Here is an 18776-nt window from a genome sequence, read left to right as displayed (position 1 = left end):
TCCACCCCTTTCAATTCTAATTAATTTTTATAAAGTGTATATGTTCATCTAATTTACTGATTGTTTCTAATTCATCTGACAATATCATGTTGATGAAAAAGAAGTAGTCAGTTTTTTTCTGAGAATCTTTTGTATAAATTGCTAAGTCTTGTTTGATGATGTCAATGTCTTTCATTGTTGGTAGTCGCTTATAAAAAGCTTTGCCAGCTAAAACCCAATCATCATTGGTGAAACCAAATATTGGTATTTTAACTTTGTCATTCCAAGTATCACCAATTTGTTGATAGACATGAGGGAGTTTATTATTCCCATTTAATTCTTTTAAATGTTCAATAGCTATTTGTTGAAAATCCTCTTCAATGTAATTGTCTATATAAGGCATGATCCGCTTATTTAAAACTTCGTGGGTTGTGTCATTTTCTAGTAAGGATAAGTTTGGAACAATAAATCTAAAGTAGAATTTAAAATAGGGTTCCTTAAATAAGTACAGACTTCTATGTTGATTGACCTTCTCTTCTGGAAGTAGAAGGGGAACTTTTTTATAGAGGATGTTTAATTGAATTAGATTTTTTATATAGACATTTATTTTAGTTTTATCCAGTTGGGTTGTTTCGGCAATATCTCTAATTTTACTTGCGCCATTTGCTACAGCACCTAGGATGGCGTAGTAGGTAGATGGCTCTCTCAGTTCTTCTCGGATAAGAAAATCAATTTCTTGATATAGGAATGAGAACTTATTGAGAAATTGATCGTCGATATTTTCGCTGATTGATTTCTCTGGATTCATTCCTTTCAAATAGCGGGGAACTCCCCCTAGAAAGCTAAAATAGGCTATCTGCTCTTCAATATTAAATTGATTTAAAATGCCTTGACTTTCCTTGAAAGTAAGAGCATCTATTTTAATTGCGCCAGTAGTCCGACCGAAAAGAGGACTTTTTTCACTTAATATTTCATCTTCAATATAGGAAAGGGAAGAACCCGTTAAGATACACATTAGTTTTGTGTTATCTCCGTGATTATCCCAGACGCTTTGAAGTGTTGAAAGCACACTTTTATTGCTTTGGGCTAAATAAGGAAATTCATCGATTACAATCAATATTCTTTTCTCTTTGGCTTCATTGACTAAAAACATGAAAGCCTTTTCCCAATCATCAAATGTTGAAATAAAAGAACGTATGGGATGATCTTCGAGTATTTCTTCTGAAAATAATTTTATCTGCTCAGAATCAATAGTCTCACGACACATGTAGAAAAAGTGTTCTTTATCTTTAGAAAACTCTTTGAGAAAGGCAGTTTTACCCAGCCTTCTTTTTCCATAGACAACAATTAAGTGGCCTTTGTTTTCATCATATTTATCTTCTAGTGATTGTAGAGCATTTTTTCTTCCAATAAACATATTATAACCTAAATTACCTTAATTTTTATTAATATAATCAAGATAAGTATAATCAAGATTATATTAGTGATTATAGCGAATATATTAAGCAATGTAAAGGGAGTATTTGATAAATTAGAAAAAAAATATTATAATTGTAAAGTAATTAAACTAATCTAATATAAAAAGTTATTTATTTTACATAAAGGGGCATGTCAGTGAAAAAATGTAAGTATTGTGGAAAAGAATTTGAATCAACACCAGTTTATTGTGTTCGCTGTGGTGCAAGTGATGATTTTCTTATTCGAAAAACAGATAAAGTTACTAGTAAATATAGTAAAGAAAGCAAGAAGATTGAAAATTATGATGATCTGGTTAAGGAATTTTTGGGAGATGAACATACTAAAAACGATAAATGGGCAATCCCTAGAGATGAATTAAATCAAATAAAAAAGGAATCAGATGATGAGTATTATTCTTTCTTAAAAAAGAAGTTAGGCAATGAGCCTTTAAATAGCAGAAGTAAAGACGAATATTACAGTGCTTTAGAAGATGTATTGGAAGATCCTCTTCATTCAACAGAAGAAACAACATTCAATGGTATCTTTGATAAAGAAGATACCATTGAAAACACTTTTTTTAAGAGCAAAGAAAAAAAAGGAAGAGGAATTTCAAATAGGAAGATGAAAAGCCAGAGGGGAAAGGGGTCTAGGAGTCGCAAAAAAGATGACTATAATGTCTTAGATGATGCAACAATGGAAATGACAGCAAGAACAAAGAAAAATAAAAAAACTAGTAAAAAACTCTGGAAGATGATTTTTGGATTAATTGCTTTACTTGCTTTGCTTTTAGTTATAATGTTTACTTTGATTAATAATATTGTAAATGTAAATGATGTTGAAGCACCGTTGCCTACAGAAGCAGTAGCCATGTCTTTATTCAGCGAAATAAAAAATACAGATGAGGCCAGTTTTTTGAAGAGTCCTCAAGGTTTATATATTTCAAGTGACATGGATATAATGAACAGTACTAATCAAGCCTATTTAAAAGCTTTGTTTGACTTGGTTAATGGCAAAGATTATGAGATTAAAAGTGTCAAGAAAATTGAGGCAAAAGGAGCTTCAAGAGCAGTAGTAACTTATGAAGTAACTGGGGAAAGTTTGTCAGCTAAAGTTTTTGAATCTCTAATTTTCATAGATGCTGGTAATAATAATTTCAAACTGGACTTTGAAGAATTTATACTTAGGTATAATCGTTTGAACAGTACCAGCAAGGCAAATAACACTTAGCCTTTATATTAAGGCTGAGGAGAAGGAGATAGTTTAAATGAAAGATATAATGAAAAAATAACATTACCTGAAGAAACTCAATCTATATTTGAGTCAACAGAGATTATTTTCCCTAAAAGCAGAGAAGAGCTTTTTAATTTAGCTTTGGGAAATGATTGTAAATCCAATGATTTTTTTGAAGTTTACTATACAATTCCAGGTATTGGCAAAGTAGTGGAATGTACAGTTGCGCAGTGTAAAAATGGATTGGCTATTAATTATACAGATCGTTACATGAGACGGAGAGATCCTAATTGTATGGTGATTGCAGATGGACAGGCCTACCGATAAAGAAACTTTTGAACATCGTTTTGGTGAGTCTTTTGATCAATTAAGGCAAGATACTATTGAGTGGTTTAAAACATTAGATAGTGTGATTGCAATGCCATTTATATCTGGTGGGAAGAAATTTGGTTATCCTTCAATTCCTCTAGTACTTGCTAATGCTGCATTTTTTGCTGGGGCATTAGCCGACATCCAAGATTTTATTCCAGCAGATGAATTAGAAGATAATTTTGAACCTAAAGGGATTATGTATGTCGCTCCACCATTTAGACATACTTATTGCCATGGTAAGCAGGTTGTTGTCCACAATAGAGAAGAGGGCTTGCATGAAGTGTTTTCTTATAATCTTTACCCAGGTCCTAGTGCCAAAAAAGGTGTTTACAGTATTCTTTTGGATTTTGCTGAGAAGGAAGGGTGGAATACTCTTCATGCTTCTACGGTTCAAGTTACAACACCTTATGAAAATACCTATACTATTATGCATGAAGGTGCATCTGGTGGTGGTAAAAGTGAAATTGGTGGTAAAAGGTGAAATGCTTGAGCAAATAACTAGGGAGATTGATGGTAGCGTTCTTTTAGGAGAAGATCTTATAAATCATGATCGTATATATATTGATTTAAATGACAACTCAAAATTAAAACCTGTAACTGGATGATATGGCACTTACACCACCTGCTATTCAAAATGGCAAAAAAATGGTAGTTACTGATGCTGAATCCGGTTGGTTTTTAAAGAGTGGACCATATAAAAGAGTATGGCTCTGAGCCTGATTTAGAGCGCTTAACAATTCATCCAAAAGGCCCCATGATTTTTCTGAATATTGATGCAGCTCCAAAGTCTACTGCATTAATTTGGGAGCATATTATGTATGAGCCTGGCAAACCATGTTCCAATCCTCGAGTAGTAGTTCCAAGAGAATATTTTGGAGCGACTAAAGATGATATAGTGGAGGTTGACTTAAGAAGTTTTGGTTTGCGTACACCACCTACAACTAAAGATAGAGTAGGCTATGGAGTTGTTGGACTATTTCATGTTTTACCACCAGCTATTGCATGGCTCTGGCGTTTAGTTGCACCAAGAGGTTACGGAAACCCTAGTATTATTGAAACTACTTCTATGGGTAGCGAGGGGTCGGTTCCTATTGGTTGGCCATTTGCCAAAGGCAAACGTTTAGATTAGGCTAATATTTTGCTTCATCAAATGGTAAGCACACCAGAAACCCGTTATGTTTTAATTCCAAATCAACATATTGGTAGCTATAAAGTTGGCTTTAAAGCTGAATGGCCTTCAAGAGAATATTTATCTCGAAGAGGTCAAGCACCTTTCAAAAGAAGTTAGCTTCATGATCAGGGTCATCCTGTATTAGGATATAGTATGAAGCGTGTGAAACTTGACAGTAAAGAAATTCCAACAAGATTGTTAAATGTTGAAGAGCAGAAGTATAAGTATATTGGCGAAGATGGTTTTGAAAAAGGTGCCAGCATCTTGACTAATTTCTTTAAAGAAGAGTTAAGACCGTTTTTAACTGAAGATTTAGATCCTCTTGGAAAAGAGATTATAGAAGCTTTTATTAGAGATGAATCAATTGAGGTGCTAAATCAATTAATGCCTGCAACATATATTGTTGAAAAAAGTAAAATTAAAATAGTGGGCTAAAAAACTAAAACAGGATCAGAACCCTGGTCCTGTTTTTTGTATAAATAGGAGGAATAAAAAATGACTGTAATTGGCTATATAATTGGAGCGCTAATAGGTTATTTATTAGGTTCAATCCCATTTGCATTAATAATTGGCAAGGCTGTCAAAGGTATTGACGTAAGAGAGCATGGTAGCGGTAATTTAGGGGGCACAAATGTAGGTCGTGTCTTGGGCACTAAATGGGGCGTTTGCGTTATTGCATGTGATATGTTTAAAGGCTTTTTTGCTACATTAATGGGCTTCTATATTGGTGGAGAGATTGTAGCTTTAGTTGCAGGTCTTTTTGCTGTTGTAGGTCATGGTTATCCTCTTTTTGCTAAGTTTAAAGGAGGTAAAGGGGTTGCTACAGGTGCAGGTATTTTTATGTTTTTAGCGCCTATACAAATTGCTATTGTGTTAGTGGTTTTTGCGATATGTCTGTTGTTATTTAAGTATGTTTCTTTAGCCTCGATGACAGCTGCTGTTGTAGGGATTATTATTTTAATTATTCCTGAGTGGATTTCTGGACTTCATATTAACTTTATAGTGCGCTTAGCAGGTATTGGCGTTGCTTTATTTATCATTATCAAACATAGGAGTAATATTAAGAAGCTGTTAAAGGGTGAAGAGAATAAAATCACCCATAAAAAGAATAAGAAATAAGGATAATGAACATAGAAAAACTTTATGTAAATCCCTAAGAAAGCATTTACTTTTTATTGTAAATGTTACAATTGCAATTGAAGAAAAAATTACGATTCTATTATTAACAATGAACTTTCTTTCAAGTCATTTTTGCCTATGGAAAGGGAGTTTTATTTTTGAATTAGGTTGTAAAATAATTCACAAGGGTTTGATTATGATTAAAAAAGTTTTTATTGTAACGAATAATAAATTAGTTAAAGAGGCATATCCAGCCTACTTTGTAGAAGGAGATTTCGATAGTGTTTTAAACAGAGTTCGAGATTTTGTTCATGAAGGACATGCTTTAATCAGTCATCCTTTGACAGGGAGCGTTAAGCCCCATGAAACAGAGTACAAGTCAATTATTTTAGATATAAGTACAGGGCCAGTTAACTTTAATTCTCTAAAACTAATAGAGAATGCCATTGGTACAGCAGCAAAATTCAAGAAGCCTATTCGCCATTGGTACAGCAGCAAAATTCAAGAAGCCTATTCGCCATTGGTCTGAGGCTGAATTGGAGAAAATTGATTATGATTTTCAAACCATTGATTTGGGATTGCTTTAGACTGGACTAGAGGGTCTGAAGAACGGTCTGTACCGTTTAGTATATTACTAAATGTAAAGGTTTACAATACTTGAAAAAGCTGAGTATATATTAAATCTAAAGGAGGTGAAGGTTTTGCAACTGAATGTAGGAAATATTATGATTAAGGATGTTCAGTTTGGAAAGTCTACAGAAGTGAAGGATGGCATTCTTTTTATTAATGAGGAAGAGTTAATCCAAGTAGCTAAAGAAGATGAGAGAGTAGCTTCTGTGGAAGTTTACCTAGCAAAACCAGGCGAAAAGATACGCATTATTCCTGTTAAAGATGTTATGGAGCCCCGCATAAAAGTGGAAGGCGACGGAGGCATTTTCCCAGGATTTATGAGTGGCGTTGAACAAGTAGGGAATGGAACGACTCACGTTCTTAAGGGAGCAGCCATTGTGACTACCGGTCGCATCGTTGGATTCCAAGAAGGTATTGTCGATATGAGTGGCCCAGGAGCTGAATATACACCATTTTCTAAAACAAACAACATTGTGTTAAAAATAGAGCCTATTGATGGCGTAAAACAACACGAGCGTGAAGAGATTGTTCGACTAGCTGGTTTCAGAGCAAACATTTATGTAGGTAAAGCAGGTAAAGACGTCAAGCCTGATGAAATTAAAACCTATGAGACAAAACCGATTTTGGAGCAAGCGCAAATGTACCCAGATTTACCAAAGGTACTTTATGTGTATATGCTACAAACTCAAGGATTATTACACGATACTTATGTGTATGGTGTAGATGGAAAGAAGATTATGCCTACTTTCCTATATCCAACAGAAGTGTTTGATGGCGCTATCGTTAGTGGTAACTGTGTTTCTGCTTGTGATAAAAATCCTAGCTATGTGCATATGAATCATCCTATAATTGAAGAACTGTATAAGCGTCATGGTAAGGACTATAATTTCTTAGGATGTATCATTACAAATTTAAATTTTACACTTATGGATAAAGAACGTTCTTCAAATATGACGGCTAAATTAGTTGAATTTTTAGGAGCTGATGCAGTAATTATTTCTGAAGAAGGCTTTGGTAATCCAGATGCTGATTTAGTAATGAACTGTAATAAAATCACTAAAAAAGGTGTTAAGACAGTATTAATTACTGATGAATATGCTGGTCAAGATGGTGGTTCTCAATCACTTGCTGACTCTACACCTGTAGGCGATGCAATTGTGACTGGTGGAAATGCCAACGAGATTGTTCACTTGCCTGCAATGGATACTGTAATTGGATATCCAGAAGTAGCCAGAAGTAATTGCAGGTGGCTTCCAAGGAAGTCTAAGTAAAGATGGTAGTATTACTGCTGAAATCCAGGTAATCACTGGAGCAACAAGTGAAGTAGGCTACGGATATCTTTCTGCAAGAACATACTAACCAGAATAAATATTATAGAAGAGGAAATCAAAGGAGGAAAAGGCCGTGTTAAAAGGTAAAAAAGTGGCTATCCTTGGAGACCGTGATGGTGTTCCAGGAGATGCTATTGCTGAAATTGTTAAAACAGCCGGCGCTGACGTAGTACTAGCTACAACAGAATGCTTTGTTTGAACAAGCGCAGGTGCTATGGACTTAGAAAATCAAGCTAGAATCAAAGATTTAGCTGAAGAGTATGGTAAAGACTTAGTTGTTGTATTAGGTGCAGGAGAGGCAGAAGCTGCTGCTCTAGCTGCTGAAACAGTAACAGAAGGTGACCCCTCTTATGCAGGTCCATTAGCAGGAGTTCAGTTGGGACTTGAAGTATATCACATTTTTGAATTAAAAGATGGAGTTGATGCCGAAGTATATGATGAGCAAGCAGGTATGATGGAAATGGTACTTGATGTGGATACATTATGCGAAGCAGTAAAATCATTTAGAAAATAGGTAATCCAAAAATAAAAGGAGGGAGAACCTTGGGAGTGAAAATAGTCCATTACATTAACCAGTTTTATGGTGGTATTGGTGGTGAAGATAAAACAGATTATGCTCCGGAAAAAATAGCAGGTGTAAAAGGACCAGGAATGGGACTTCAAGCTGCTTTTGGAGATAAAGCAACCATTACATCTACCATTATCTGTGGTGATACTTACTTCAATGAAAATATTGAAGAAGCTACAGAAAAATATTGGGAATGATTAAAGAAGAAAATCCAGATATTTTTATTGCAGGCCCTGCCTTTAACGCTGGTCGTTATGGCGTAGCTTGTGGTGCTGTTTGCAAAGCAGTATCAGAGACCTTAAACATTCCGGTAATCAGTGGTATGTATGAAGAAAACCCTGGTGCTGATATGTATAAGAAAGATGCACTAATTGTAGCAACTGGTAACTCAGCTGCAACAATGAAAGATGCACTTAAAATTATGTCTGCTATTGTTTTGAAACTAGTAGTAGGTGAAACTCTTGGCACTCCAGCAGAAGAAGGTTAATTACCACGAGGTTTGCGTAAAAATTTATTCTGTGAAAAAAGGTGCTAAAAGAGCTGTAGATTTATTGGTGAAGAAATTAAAAGGTGAAGTTTTTGAAACAGAGTATGAAATACCTGTTTTTGATAGAGTTGATCCAGCACCGCCAATTAAAGATATTACAAAAGCAAAAATAGCAATCGTTTCATCTGGGGGACCAGTTCCGAAAGGGAATCCAGATCGTATTGAGGCGTCTAGTGCATCTAAATATGGTAAATATAGCATTGAAGGTATTGATGATTTAAATCCTTCAAATGGTGAAACTGCTCATGGTGGTTTTGATCCAGTTTATGCAAACGATGGCTTAGATAGAGTTATTCCAGTAGTACCAATTTCAATGACAGTTGGAGCTAATAGAATTGTTTCTACTGTAGCTATTCCTTACCCATTAGGCAATCCAGCTTTAGGTGAAAAAGAAGAAAAGGAATTGAGAAGAAAGTTAGTCAGAGAAGCACTAAAAGCACTTCAAACTGAAGTGACAGAACAAACAGTATTTGAAGATTAATACGTGATGTTTAAAGGGGAAACCAATTCAAATGATTGGTATCCCCTTATTTTTAAGAATAAAGGAGGAATCTTATAATGAGTTTTCCAGTAATCAAAAGTGCATCATATAGTTTGTTTAATGCACCAACTATGACAATTCATCAGGGTACAACACAAACAACAGAGTTGCTAAAACATCCTGATTCTGAGCATGTTAAAAATTTGAAGAAGTGTTTGAGAAACTACGACGAATTTGTTAAATATGTGCCAAATCAGGTTTATATAGGAAATGGAACACCATAACAATTAAGATGTCATAAACAACCTTGGTATGGTAATTCGTTATCAACTTCTTCAAGAGAAGGCCGTTTTGGTGCTATTTACTATGAAAATGAGTTAATAGGTTTAATGAAGGCTGTCGATGTATTTGGTTTAGTTCTCCTAGAGGATGGTTTCCAAGCGTCAACAAAAGCTAAGCTTTCGAAAAAAGAAGAATTTAATGTAATGGAAAAACATCTTGAAAAATTAGATGGCGAAGGTCTAAAATTTGAAGAAATCGAACGTTTAGTTAAAGAAGAAGATGCTGAAGGCATTTATTATGCTGGTCGTTTAGTTGGTTGTGTTAAAAAAGCTCATGAGTTTGATGCTGTTTTAACAAGTCATGTAATGTTTCAAAACCTTGCTAGTAAAGCATCTTGTGCAGCTAATTTATTACAGTTATTTAATAAGACTGACTTAAGACCTGAGCAAGTTGATTATATTATTGAGTGTTCTGAAGAAGCTTGCGGTGATATGAACCAAAGAGGTGGCGGTAATATTGCTAAAGCTATTGGTGAAATTTGTGGCTGTAATAATGCTACAGGTAACGACACAAGAAGTTTCTGTGCTGGACCAGCTCATGCTCTAGTTGAAGCTGCTGCTTTAGTTAAAGCGGGGAGTTTATAAAAATGTTGTTGTTGTTGCAGGTGGCTCAACAGCTAAATTAGGTATGAACTCAAAATCACATATTGAAAAAAATATGCCTGTTTTAGAGGATTGCTTAAGTACATTTGCTATTCATATCTCAGAAAATGATGGTGCTAGCCCAATTATTAGAACGGATGTTGTAGGTCGCCACACTATAGGAGCAGGATCTGCTCCACAGGCAGTAATGACAGCAATTGTAATTGACCCGTTAGATAAAGTAGGTATTTCTTTAAAGGACATTGATAAATTTTCACCAGAAATGCAAAATCCTGAGATTACAGTGCCTGCTGGTGCTTGAGATGTGCCATTAGCGAACTTTAAAATGATTGCGGCACTAGGCGTTAAAAGAGGGGATTTTGAGCGTTCTGAAATAGAAAAAGTAGTTATGGAAAAAGGCCTAGTTGGTTATGCACCGACACAAGGACATATTCCATATGGTGTTCCCTATATTGGATTTGCGGATGGAAAAAGTAATGATCATTGGTAAGGGTAGTCTTTTCCTTGGTCGTCTTACCAATTTATTTGATGGCGTTTCTTTCTTAATTGAAAGTAATCCTGGTGAAATTAAAGATACAAAGGAAAGGTTATTGATAAAGAGGAAGTGCGCAGCATGGTTGCTGATGCAATTCGCAAGTTAGCTGATAATATATAAAGGAGGTGGCTTTGTTGGAAAATGCAGTAAAGTCTCCTATTTGAAAGAAACCTTAGAATAGGTCGCCAGTGCCCTAGAAACAGCCCATCTCGGTAAAAAGGTTCGTATAGGTATTACTACTTTAGGCAGCGAACATGGTGAGAGTGAAATTGTCAGAGGTGCGGAACTTGCTAGCAGGAGAAACAGTCACATTGAAATATTTGTCATTGGCAATAATGTGAATACTGAGCTAGAAGTTGTTCGTGTTCGTTCAGAGGAAGAAGCTCATGAGACTATGGATCGTATGCTTGAAGAAGGAACCTTAGATGGTGCAGTAACAATGCACTATAATTTTCCTATCGGCGTGTCTACAGTAGGTCGTGTTATTACTCCTGGTAAAGGTAAAAAGATGTTTGTGGCCAATACTACTGGTACATCATCCATTAACCGTGTAGCAGCAATGGTTAAAAATATAATTGCTGGAATTGGAGTAGCAAAAACTTGTGGTATTAAAAATCCTCCAGTAGGTATTTTAAATATTGAAGGAGTAAGACAAGTCGAAAGGGTCTTAAAGCAATTAGAAGAAAATGGTTATCCACTGGATTTTGCTGAATCAGCAAGAAGCGATGGGGGCTTTGTAATGAGAGGCAATGATTTATTATTGGGCGTGCCTATTGTAATGACTGTGGATAGTTTAACAGGAAATGTATTGATGAAAATTTTTAGTGCTTTTTCCAGTGGTGGAGACTATGAAGCGTTAGGATACGGCTATGGACCAGGCGTCGGAGAAGGTTTTGTGATCGAATTATCTGTATTCTATCAAGAGCCAGTGGCGCCAATGTAGCAGCTGGAGCAATTGGTTATGCTGCTTTATGTGCTGAAGGTAATCTAACTGCTACTGTTGATGAAGAGTTTGCTAAAGCAAAAATTGCTGGATTGGATAAAATACTTCAAGGTCTTGAATCAAAAGTTGAGGAAAGCAAAGAGGAAGAACCAATTGTTGAACCACCTTCAAAACCAACTGCTTCTGATATTCCTGGCATTGAAATTTTAGATTTAGAAGATGCAGTTCATGCATTATGGAAGGAAAATATTTATGCTTCTAGCGGAATGGGATGTACTGGACCAATTGTAATGGTTGCTGATGAAGATTTAGACCAAGCCAGAGCTGTTTTAAAAGAAAAATGATATATTTAGCATTCGGATAAATTGAGAAAGTCTATTATATAATAGACTTTCTCTTTTATTTATGAAAAAACCAAAAGAAAATGGTTTCAGACTTCTCTTTTCTTCAAAAACCCCTTGTTTTATTGAAATAAAAATTTAAATTATATATAATGAAGGAAGTAAAAAATTAATTTATTAAAGGCGGTGCAGATATGAGACGTTTAAAAAACTATGACCCTGAAATATCCAGCGTATTAGATAAGGAAAGAGCTAGACAGACAGATAAAATTGAATTAATTGCATCTGAAAACTTTGTAAGCCCTGCAGTATTAGAGGCATTAGGCTCTGTTTTAACTAATAAATATGCTGAAGGATACCCAAGAAAACGCTACTATGGTGGTTGTGAATATGTTGATATTGCAGAGGATGCAGCAAGAGATAGAGCTAAAAAGCTTTTTGGTGCAGATCATGCCAACGTTCAACCTCACTCAGGAGCTAACGCTAATGAGGCTGTTTTCTTAGCAGCTTTAAAACCTGGTGATACTGTATTAGGAATGGATTTAACTCATGGTGGACACTTAACTCATGGTAGCCCAGTTAACTTATCTGGTTTATACTTTAACTTTATTCATTATGGTGTGACTAAAGATAAAGAAGTTTTAGACTATGATGAAATCGAGCGTTTAGCAGTTGAACATAAACCGAAAATGATTATTGCTGGTGCAAGTGCTTACTCTAGACAAATTGATTTTGTACGCTTTAGAGAAATTGCTGACAAAGTTGGTGCATATTTATTTGTAGATATGGCGCACATTGCAGGTCTAGTGGCTGCTGGATTACACCCATCACCAATTCCTTACGGTGATTTTGTTACAACTACTACTCATAAAACATTAAGAGGACCTCGTGGTGGTATGATTCTTTGTAAAGCGGAATATGCTAAGATGATTGATAAAGCAGTATTCCCTGGCTTACAAGGCGGACCATTAATGCACGTTATTGCGGCTAAAGCAGTTGCATTAAAAGAAGCTTTAGAACCTTCATTTAAAGATTACCAAGACCAAGTTAAAAAGAATGCTACAGTATTGGCAGCTGAATTACAAAAAGCAGGTGTTCGTATTGTATCTAATGGAACTGATAACCATATGATGCTTGCAGACGTTTCCGGTAAAGGATTAACAGGTAAGGAAGCCGAAGCTCGTTTAGATGAGATTTCTATTACTTGTAATAAAAATACAATTCCATTTGAAACGCAGAGCCCGTTTGTAACAAGCGGTATCCGTTTAGGAACACCTGCTGCTACAACAAGAGGATTTAAAGAGGAGCATATGGTTAAAATTGCTGACTTAATTGCAAGAGCATTAAGTGATGAGTACAACACAAATAAAGCAGGACTTTCTAAAGAAGTCGATGCTTTATGTAAAGAAGTACCATTATACTTAGACTATAAAGCTTACAATGAGCTTGTAGAAAAAGTAATGGCAGGTGGACCAGCAGATGCTGATCTATATGCTAAAACACAAGATCCAAGCCAAGAAAAATGGGTAAAATAAGCCTTTTTTAATTAAAAGCTGGACTTTTAGAAGTCCAGCTTTTTTGTGGAATGAATTTGGTGTATATGGTATAATTCAAATATGAATGGGAGGTATTTTATGAAGAGAACGGGAGAATTTGTACTAGGGATTATTGGAATTTTAATTACATTAGGTTTAGCTGGTTTGTCATTTTTAGGCATGGGTGTTTTTGATGATCCAAATCTTGTATCTATGATGGGGGGGCAGTTGATGTTGAAGCCTTAAAACATAGTGCTTTAATTTCAACAATTATCGGAGTTGTATTAAGTGTTGCTGCATTAGTACCAACGATTTTAATATTTAGAAATAGAAAACCAATAGTTGCAGGTATTCTATTTTAGCAGTTGGCGCGATTAGCATTCCTTTTAGTCAGTGGATTGGTGGTGCTTTATTTATTATTGCTGGATTATTATCATTATTAAGAATAGAAAAGAAGCAAGAGTATCATTATTCTGAGGAGTAAAGGAGAGTCTTTCATGAAAAGAAAAACTGAGTTTATTTTAGCATTAATAGGTGTTATTATATCTTTCTTATACGCTGTAATAGTTTTGGGTTTTTCTACAGAAGGTGCGTTGACAGGAATAGTTAGCGCCATTGCTTTAGGGGGAACAATCTTACTAGGTTTAAATAAGAAACGAAAATTAGCAGGAACTCTTTTATTGGTAGCAGCAATTATTGATTTCATTGTTTTGGGAAATATACTAACTTCTGCTCTGTTTACAGTAGCGGGTGTTATGTTGTTTATTAAAAAATAGGAATGGCAGGATAGATGAAAATTAGAGAAGAAAGAGTGCTGGCAACATTAGGATTGATTATGATAATCATAATGACCTGCACCATATATTTCGGATTGAATAATGTAGTAAATACAATTGATAATATGTTTGTAGTTAAGAATGCGAACTTACAACATATGCTTACAAATATGATGACGATTGAGCAATTTGACATGTGGACAAATGAGACGCAGATGCGAACAATTTATGGTATTATTATTTCATTTTCTGTCTTGGTTGGACTTGTTTTTGCTCGAAGAAATTCCTCGAAAATGCTTAAATTTTCAGGGGTTATTTTTCTCCTATCTGGGCTTGCTGAAATGATTCTTTTAGGGACAAGTATTATTGGGTGGACTGCAGGACCCATGCTGATGATAGCAGGGTTTTTATGTGTATATAATAGCAAAAATCATTTTTGATTAGCTCTATGGGAAAATTTGAAAACATTTTCATTTTTGGCTGGATTAATGAAAATGGTTATGCTATAATCAAATTGGTAAGTATGTGTAAAGGAGATGAGATAGTGTCAGATTACAAAGATTTAATGGCTAAAATCAGCGGATATTTAGAAGAACATAAAGATGAGATGATAGCATTTCTGCAAGAGTTCATTCGCATTGAAAGTGTTACTTACAATGAAAAGAAAGCTGTAGAGTTTTTAGCAAAGAAGATGAAAGAATACGGTTATGATGAGGTTAGAGTCGATGCAGTTGGTAACGTATTAGGACGTGTAGGTAATAGGCCTAAAGTTATTATGCATGACGCTCATATCGACACAGCTGAAATGGGAGACCTAGCTGAGTGGAAATATAATCCTCTATCTGTGCAGATTTAGTTGACGGCTACATTTGGGGTCTGGTACAGTAGATAATAAAGGACCATTAGCCGCTATTACATGGGCAGGCAAAGGGGCTTAAAGACTTAGGATTGGATAAAGATTTCACTATGTGGGTTTCAGGATCTCTTTCAGAAGAAGATGTTGAAGGATCTTGTGTAGAAGAAATGATGAAAGTTAATAGTGACATTAAGCCTGATTTTGTTGTAGTTGCTGAAGCCAGCGAAATGCACATAATGAGAGGTCACAAAGGCAGAGCCTTAATCAAAATTACTGTGCCTGGTAAAGCTGCACATGCAAGTGCTGCACATGTAGGCGATAATGCATTAATTAAGGCATTGCCAATTATTGAAGGCATTGATAAAATGACAGATTTAGGCGAGGATTCTGTTCTTGGAAAAGGCACAATTGAAGTGACTAAAGTGGATTGCAAAACTCCTTCACTGAATACGATTCCAGGGGAGGCGGTTATCTATGCTGATAGAAGAATATCTTGTGGGGAAACTAGAGAACAATTAATTGCGGAAGTACAACCGCTTCTTGACAAGGTTCCTGGTTCAAAGGCAGTTATCGATATGGAATACTATGATACATATACAGGATATCATGTTGAAGCGGAAGATTATTTCCCTTCATGGATTTTGCCAGAAGAACACCCACTTATTCAAGCTGGAGTTGAAGCTTTTGAAGCAACATTCAATCAAAAATGCGATTTAAGTGTTTGGGCTTTTTGTACAAATGCTTACAGCCCTTTGCGGAAGATAAGGTATTCCAGCAGTTGGATTTGGGCCATCTGTAGAGGAGTTATGCCATTCAACAGAAGAAAAAATATCTGTAGATGAGTATGTTGACGCAGCTAAAGTTTACGCCATGTTAGCAATAACTGCTAGTGGAAAATAGAATAATTTAATTTAGAAAGGAAGATTGAACAACAATGAAATCTTTATTAAAAGGAAAACATTTATTATCAACAGCAGACTGGTCTGATGAAGAAATTGAAACGCTAATGCTTACAACTGAAAAGTTGAAACTAGAATACACTTTAGGTATTCAACATGATGACATTTGTAGAGCTAAATCTCTATTTATGTTATTCTTTGAAGAATCTACAAGAACTCGCAACGCATTTGAGTGTGGTATTACACAATTAGGAGGACACGGTAACTACTTAACTCCTAAAGCTACTCAAATCGACCACGGTGAAACGCCTAAAGATACTATTGAAGTATTAGGTAGAATGTGACATGGTATCCGGCGTACGTCATACATTAGTTGGCGGACATGACTGGATGGCGGCTCTTGCAAAATACAGCCAAATTCCTGTTTACAACATGCAATGTGATATCTGGCACCCAACTCAAGCTTTAGCTGACTTATTCACAATTCGTGAAAAATTTGGCAGAGACTTAAGAAAGAAAAATTCGTTATTTCTTGAACATCAGCGCCAAACTACATCCGTCCATTATCAATGGCTAATAACCTAGTTGAGTTAATGACTCGTACAGGTATGGATGTTACTTTAACTCACCCGGAGAAATTCGACTTAATGCCTGAAGCTATTCAAATGGCTAAAGATAACGCTGAAGCACACGGTTCTAAATTTGAAATTGTTCACGATATGGACGAGGTTTGCAAAGATGCTGACGTTATTTATGCTAAAGGCTGGGGTCCAATCATGTTTACTGGTAACGACGAAGAAGCTGGTTTAAAGTTAATTGACGAAAATCCAGGCTGGATTGTTGACCGAAGAAGAATGGAACTAGGCAAGAAAAATGCTATTTACATGCACTGTATGCCTGCAGACAGAGACATTGAAGTAACATCAGAAGTTTATGGATGGACCTCAATCCGTTTTATTTGACGAAGCAGAAAATAGATTACATACAATTAAAGCTTTAATGGCTTTAACATTCGGTAACGTAGGCGGAATAAGATAGTTATTATTTGGCTTATGTTTATCCAAAGATATAAAACGGGGAATGGATTATATATTCATTTCCCGTTTCTTGTTAATCCAATTGTAAAGGTGGAGAAAAATGAATATATTAATTAAAAACACTTGTATTGTAACAATGAATAAAAAAGGGACATTCTTTACGATGGTGCAATCTACATAGAAGCTGATAGAATTGTAGATATTGGACCAAGTGAACTTCTTGAAGAACGTTGGTCCCGCTGCAATAAAGTTGTTGATGGCAAAGGTAAAATTGTTTTTCCGGGTCTTATTAATACCCATAATCACCTTTACCAAGTTCTCTTAAAAGGACTTGGGGATGATATGGTACTTAAGGATTGGTTAGAATTTATGACTTTTCCTAGTTCGCCATTTTTAACTGAGGAAAATTGCTATTATGCTGCTTTAAATGGATTAGCTGAAGGTGTTCATAGTGGTGTAACTCTACTTACTTTTGACTATATGTATCCTCATGCTAAGGGCATACATGATTTAGATGAGGGTGTTTTAGCAGCAATGAAGGATTTGAAAATCAGAGGAGTATTAGGTAGAAGATATATGGATACTGGCATTGAATTTGGTGTTCATCCTTCTATGATTGAAAAGCCAGATGATATTAAAGCCTCTGTTCGTAGACTTTATAGAGATTACCATGGTAGCGAGAGCGGTAGAATTACAATTGGTATGGTACCTGCAGAACTTTGGTCAAATTCTGATGCTTCTTTAAAAATGACTCAAAAAGTTAGTGAGGATTTAGATATTTTGGTTTCTATTCATGTCTCTGAGACCCCATTTGATAAATAAGCTACATTAACTGAACATGGTAAGTGGGAATTACCACTTCTAAAGGATTTAAAACTGTTAAATGATAAATTTGATTATGGGTTCACTGTGTTTACCTTTCTAAGGAAGATATGGACGATATTAAGGCTTATGGTGCAACCGTATCACATAATCCTATGATTAATATGTATTTATCCTCTGGTGTCGCGCCAATTCCGGAATTAAATAGAAAAGATGTACCAGTTGGTTTAGGGTTAGATGGGGCAGCTAGTAATAATAGTAATGATATGATTGAGCTATTAAAAGCCGCTGCATTATTACAAAAAGTAACCCATCGCAATCCTACTATTATGACGGCTGATAAAGTTTTAGAGATGGCTACCATTAAAGGTACTAAATGCCTTAAAATGGATAAAGAAATTGGTTCTTTGGAAATTGGAAAGAAAGCCGATTTATTTGTTTTTAATCCTCAGCTTGATTTGAAAGCAATCCCAACACATAATCCAGTTTCCACTTTAGTTTATAGTTCTGGGAACAAAAATATTGAAACTGTAATAATTGATGGTAACTTTATTCTTGAAGATAGTAAACTAAAAGTGTACAATGAAGATAAAATTGCTATGGAATGCCAAAGAGTAGCTGATGAGTTTAGTATTAATGCAGGCACGGACTACTTAAAGAAGCGTCCATGGGGGTTTAATGAAATAGAAAAATAGAAATGTAATTGAATATAGACTACTATTCCAGGGATATTAACGGAGATGGATTTGATTCCAGCTCCGTTTTTTTATTTAATATTTTGAGGAGGTAAAAAAATGATTGTTTCATTAATGGTCAACGAAAATCCAGTTTCTGTGGAGGTTGAAAGCAATACAACATTGCTTCAAGTATTAAGAGAACAGTTAGGTTTAACAGGCAGTAAGTTTGGATGTGGCACAAATGATTGTGGCGCTTGTAAGGTACTGGTGAATGAAGATGCGAAAAATTCATGTGTTTTATTGGCTAAAAATATGGTTGGCAAGCCAATCTATACTATTGAGTTTTTTCTAGTGGGGATTCGCTACACCCTGTACAAGAAAGCTTTTTTAGAAGCAGGAGCTATTCAATGCGGTTATTGCACACCTGGAATGGTTATTACAACAATTGCAATTATTAAATAAAAACAAATGTCCAAGTCGGAAAGAAGTTATTCAGGCTTTAGATGGGAATCTATGCCGTTGGAC

Annotated in this window: 17 protein-coding genes and 6 pseudogenes; 22 read left to right on the top strand and 1 reads right to left on the bottom strand. The window is 35.4% G+C overall.

Translation table 11 applies throughout. The features are described from left to right. Nucleotides 1-16: 16 nt before the first annotated feature. Nucleotides 17-1396 (bottom strand): ATP-binding protein, encoded by a 1380-nt coding sequence (locus tag AZF37_RS06765; protein ID WP_088370124.1) that lies wholly within the window; start codon nt 1394-1396, stop codon nt 17-19. A gap of 197 nt (nt 1397-1593) precedes the next feature. On the opposite strand from AZF37_RS06765, the gene AZF37_RS06760 reads away from it, so the two are divergent. From AZF37_RS06760 to AZF37_RS06680, 22 genes and pseudogenes are all read left to right on the top strand, one after another. After that, a complete protein-coding gene (locus AZF37_RS06760; protein ID WP_088370123.1) occupies nt 1594-2664 on the top strand; it encodes a hypothetical protein in 1071 nt (356 codons plus the stop codon). Nucleotides 2665-2721: 57 nt separating this feature from the next. After that, nucleotides 2722-4645, top strand: a pseudogene (locus tag AZF37_RS06755) (DUF4914 family protein). A gap of 60 nt (nt 4646-4705) precedes the next feature. After that, a complete protein-coding gene (gene plsY / locus AZF37_RS06750) occupies nt 4706-5329 on the top strand; it encodes a glycerol-3-phosphate 1-O-acyltransferase PlsY (RefSeq protein WP_088370122.1) in 624 nt (207 codons plus the stop codon). Continuing rightward, on the top strand, nt 5289-5858 hold the full coding sequence (locus tag AZF37_RS10970; RefSeq protein ID WP_088370121.1) for a GrdX family protein: 570 nt from the start codon (nt 5289-5291) through the stop codon (nt 5856-5858). Before plsY ends, AZF37_RS10970 begins: the two co-directional genes overlap by 41 nt. A 172-nt stretch (nt 5859-6030) precedes the next feature. Next, nucleotides 6031-7318 (top strand): annotated as a pseudogene (locus tag AZF37_RS06740) (glycine/sarcosine/betaine reductase component B subunit). Nucleotides 7319-7363: 45 nt separating this feature from the next. After that, nucleotides 7364-7804 (top strand): glycine/sarcosine/betaine reductase complex selenoprotein A, encoded by a 441-nt coding sequence (gene grdA / locus AZF37_RS06735; RefSeq protein ID WP_088370120.1) that lies wholly within the window; start codon nt 7364-7366, stop codon nt 7802-7804. A gap of 29 nt (nt 7805-7833) precedes the next feature. Further along, nucleotides 7834-8886: pseudogene (locus AZF37_RS12410) on the top strand (glycine/betaine/sarcosine/D-proline family reductase selenoprotein B). Nucleotides 8887-8963: 77 nt separating this feature from the next. After that, nucleotides 8964-10485: pseudogene (gene grdC / locus AZF37_RS06725) on the top strand (glycine/sarcosine/betaine reductase complex component C subunit beta). Between the two features lie 61 nt (nt 10486-10546). Continuing rightward, a pseudogene (gene grdD, locus AZF37_RS06720) lies at nt 10547-11652 on the top strand (glycine/sarcosine/betaine reductase complex component C subunit alpha); the annotation flags it as partial. 191 nt (nt 11653-11843) lie between these two features. Beyond that, a pseudogene (locus AZF37_RS06715) lies at nt 11844-13076 on the top strand (serine hydroxymethyltransferase); the annotation flags it as partial. A 207-nt stretch (nt 13077-13283) separates the two neighbouring features. Then, on the top strand, nt 13284-13430 hold the full coding sequence (locus tag AZF37_RS10590) for a hypothetical protein (protein WP_162473963.1): 147 nt from the start codon (nt 13284-13286) through the stop codon (nt 13428-13430). Nucleotides 13431-13681: 251 nt separating this feature from the next. Further along, entirely contained in the window at nt 13682-13960 is a 279-nt protein-coding gene (locus AZF37_RS06710) for a hypothetical protein (RefSeq protein ID WP_088370118.1), read from the top strand. A gap of 14 nt (nt 13961-13974) precedes the next feature. Further along, on the top strand, nt 13975-14400 hold the full coding sequence (locus AZF37_RS06705; protein WP_088370117.1) for a hypothetical protein: 426 nt from the start codon (nt 13975-13977) through the stop codon (nt 14398-14400). Nucleotides 14401-14504: 104 nt separating this feature from the next. After that, nucleotides 14505-14816, top strand: coding sequence for a hypothetical protein (locus AZF37_RS11790; RefSeq protein WP_245611930.1), 312 nt, complete (start codon nt 14505-14507; stop codon nt 14814-14816). Nucleotides 14817-14908: 92 nt separating this feature from the next. Continuing rightward, a complete protein-coding gene (locus tag AZF37_RS11785) occupies nt 14909-15658 on the top strand; it encodes a peptidase dimerization domain-containing protein (RefSeq protein WP_245611929.1) in 750 nt (249 codons plus the stop codon). A gap of 92 nt (nt 15659-15750) precedes the next feature. Then, nucleotides 15751-16059 (top strand): hypothetical protein, encoded by a 309-nt coding sequence (locus AZF37_RS12405; protein WP_281178846.1) that lies wholly within the window; start codon nt 15751-15753, stop codon nt 16057-16059. Nucleotide 16060: 1 nt separating this feature from the next. Beyond that, nucleotides 16061-16300, top strand: coding sequence for a hypothetical protein (locus AZF37_RS12400; RefSeq protein WP_281178845.1), 240 nt, complete (start codon nt 16061-16063; stop codon nt 16298-16300). Next, nucleotides 16285-16677 carry a hypothetical protein gene (locus AZF37_RS11775; RefSeq protein ID WP_245611928.1) on the top strand — a complete coding sequence of 131 codons (393 nt, stop codon included), beginning with the start codon at nt 16285-16287 and terminating at the stop codon, nt 16675-16677. The genes AZF37_RS12400 and AZF37_RS11775 overlap by 16 nt, the downstream gene beginning before the upstream one ends. After that, on the top strand, nt 16649-16753 hold the full coding sequence (locus tag AZF37_RS13385) for a hypothetical protein (protein WP_425425423.1): 105 nt from the start codon (nt 16649-16651) through the stop codon (nt 16751-16753). Before AZF37_RS11775 ends, AZF37_RS13385 begins: the two co-directional genes overlap by 29 nt. A 152-nt stretch (nt 16754-16905) precedes the next feature. After that, nucleotides 16906-17574 (top strand): amidohydrolase family protein, encoded by a 669-nt coding sequence (locus tag AZF37_RS12395; RefSeq protein WP_088370116.1) that lies wholly within the window; start codon nt 16906-16908, stop codon nt 17572-17574. Between the two features lie 110 nt (nt 17575-17684). After that, nucleotides 17685-18269 (top strand): amidohydrolase family protein, encoded by a 585-nt coding sequence (locus AZF37_RS12390; RefSeq protein ID WP_088370115.1) that lies wholly within the window; start codon nt 17685-17687, stop codon nt 18267-18269. Nucleotides 18270-18368: 99 nt separating this feature from the next. Continuing rightward, the gene (locus tag AZF37_RS06680; protein WP_245611927.1) at nt 18369-18713 is read left to right on the top strand and encodes a (2Fe-2S)-binding protein; all 345 of its coding nucleotides are present in this window, start codon (nt 18369-18371) and stop codon (nt 18711-18713) included. Nucleotides 18714-18776 lie beyond the last annotated feature (63 nt).

It is taken from the genome of endosymbiont 'TC1' of Trimyema compressum, assembly GCF_001584725.1.
In the GTDB taxonomy this organism is placed as follows: Bacteria; Bacillota; TC1; order TC1; family TC1; genus TC1.
Note: the sequence above shows the minus strand (reverse complement) of the source record. Positions and strands in the feature narration are given on the sequence as shown.

Coding starts and splice junctions, on each gene's coding strand:
- AZF37_RS06765 (WP_088370124.1), bottom strand. CDS start 1,396: ATGTTTATTGGAAGAAAAAATGCTCTACAATCACTAGAAGATAAATAT.
- plsY (WP_088370122.1), top strand. CDS start 4,706: ATGACTGTAATTGGCTATATAATTGGAGCGCTAATAGGTTATTTATTA.
- AZF37_RS10590 (WP_162473963.1), top strand. CDS start 13,284: ATGAAGAGAACGGGAGAATTTGTACTAGGGATTATTGGAATTTTAATT.
- AZF37_RS06710 (WP_088370118.1), top strand. CDS start 13,682: ATGAAAAGAAAAACTGAGTTTATTTTAGCATTAATAGGTGTTATTATA.
- AZF37_RS06705 (WP_088370117.1), top strand. CDS start 13,975: ATGAAAATTAGAGAAGAAAGAGTGCTGGCAACATTAGGATTGATTATG.
- AZF37_RS12405 (WP_281178846.1), top strand. CDS start 15,751: ATGAAATCTTTATTAAAAGGAAAACATTTATTATCAACAGCAGACTGG.
- AZF37_RS12400 (WP_281178845.1), top strand. CDS start 16,061: ATGGTATCCGGCGTACGTCATACATTAGTTGGCGGACATGACTGGATG.
- AZF37_RS11775 (WP_245611928.1), top strand. CDS start 16,285: ATGGCTAATAACCTAGTTGAGTTAATGACTCGTACAGGTATGGATGTT.
- AZF37_RS13385 (WP_425425423.1), top strand. CDS start 16,649: ATGGATGGACCTCAATCCGTTTTATTTGACGAAGCAGAAAATAGATTA.
- AZF37_RS12390 (WP_088370115.1), top strand. CDS start 17,685: ATGGACGATATTAAGGCTTATGGTGCAACCGTATCACATAATCCTATG.
- AZF37_RS06680 (WP_245611927.1), top strand. CDS start 18,369: ATGATTGTTTCATTAATGGTCAACGAAAATCCAGTTTCTGTGGAGGTT.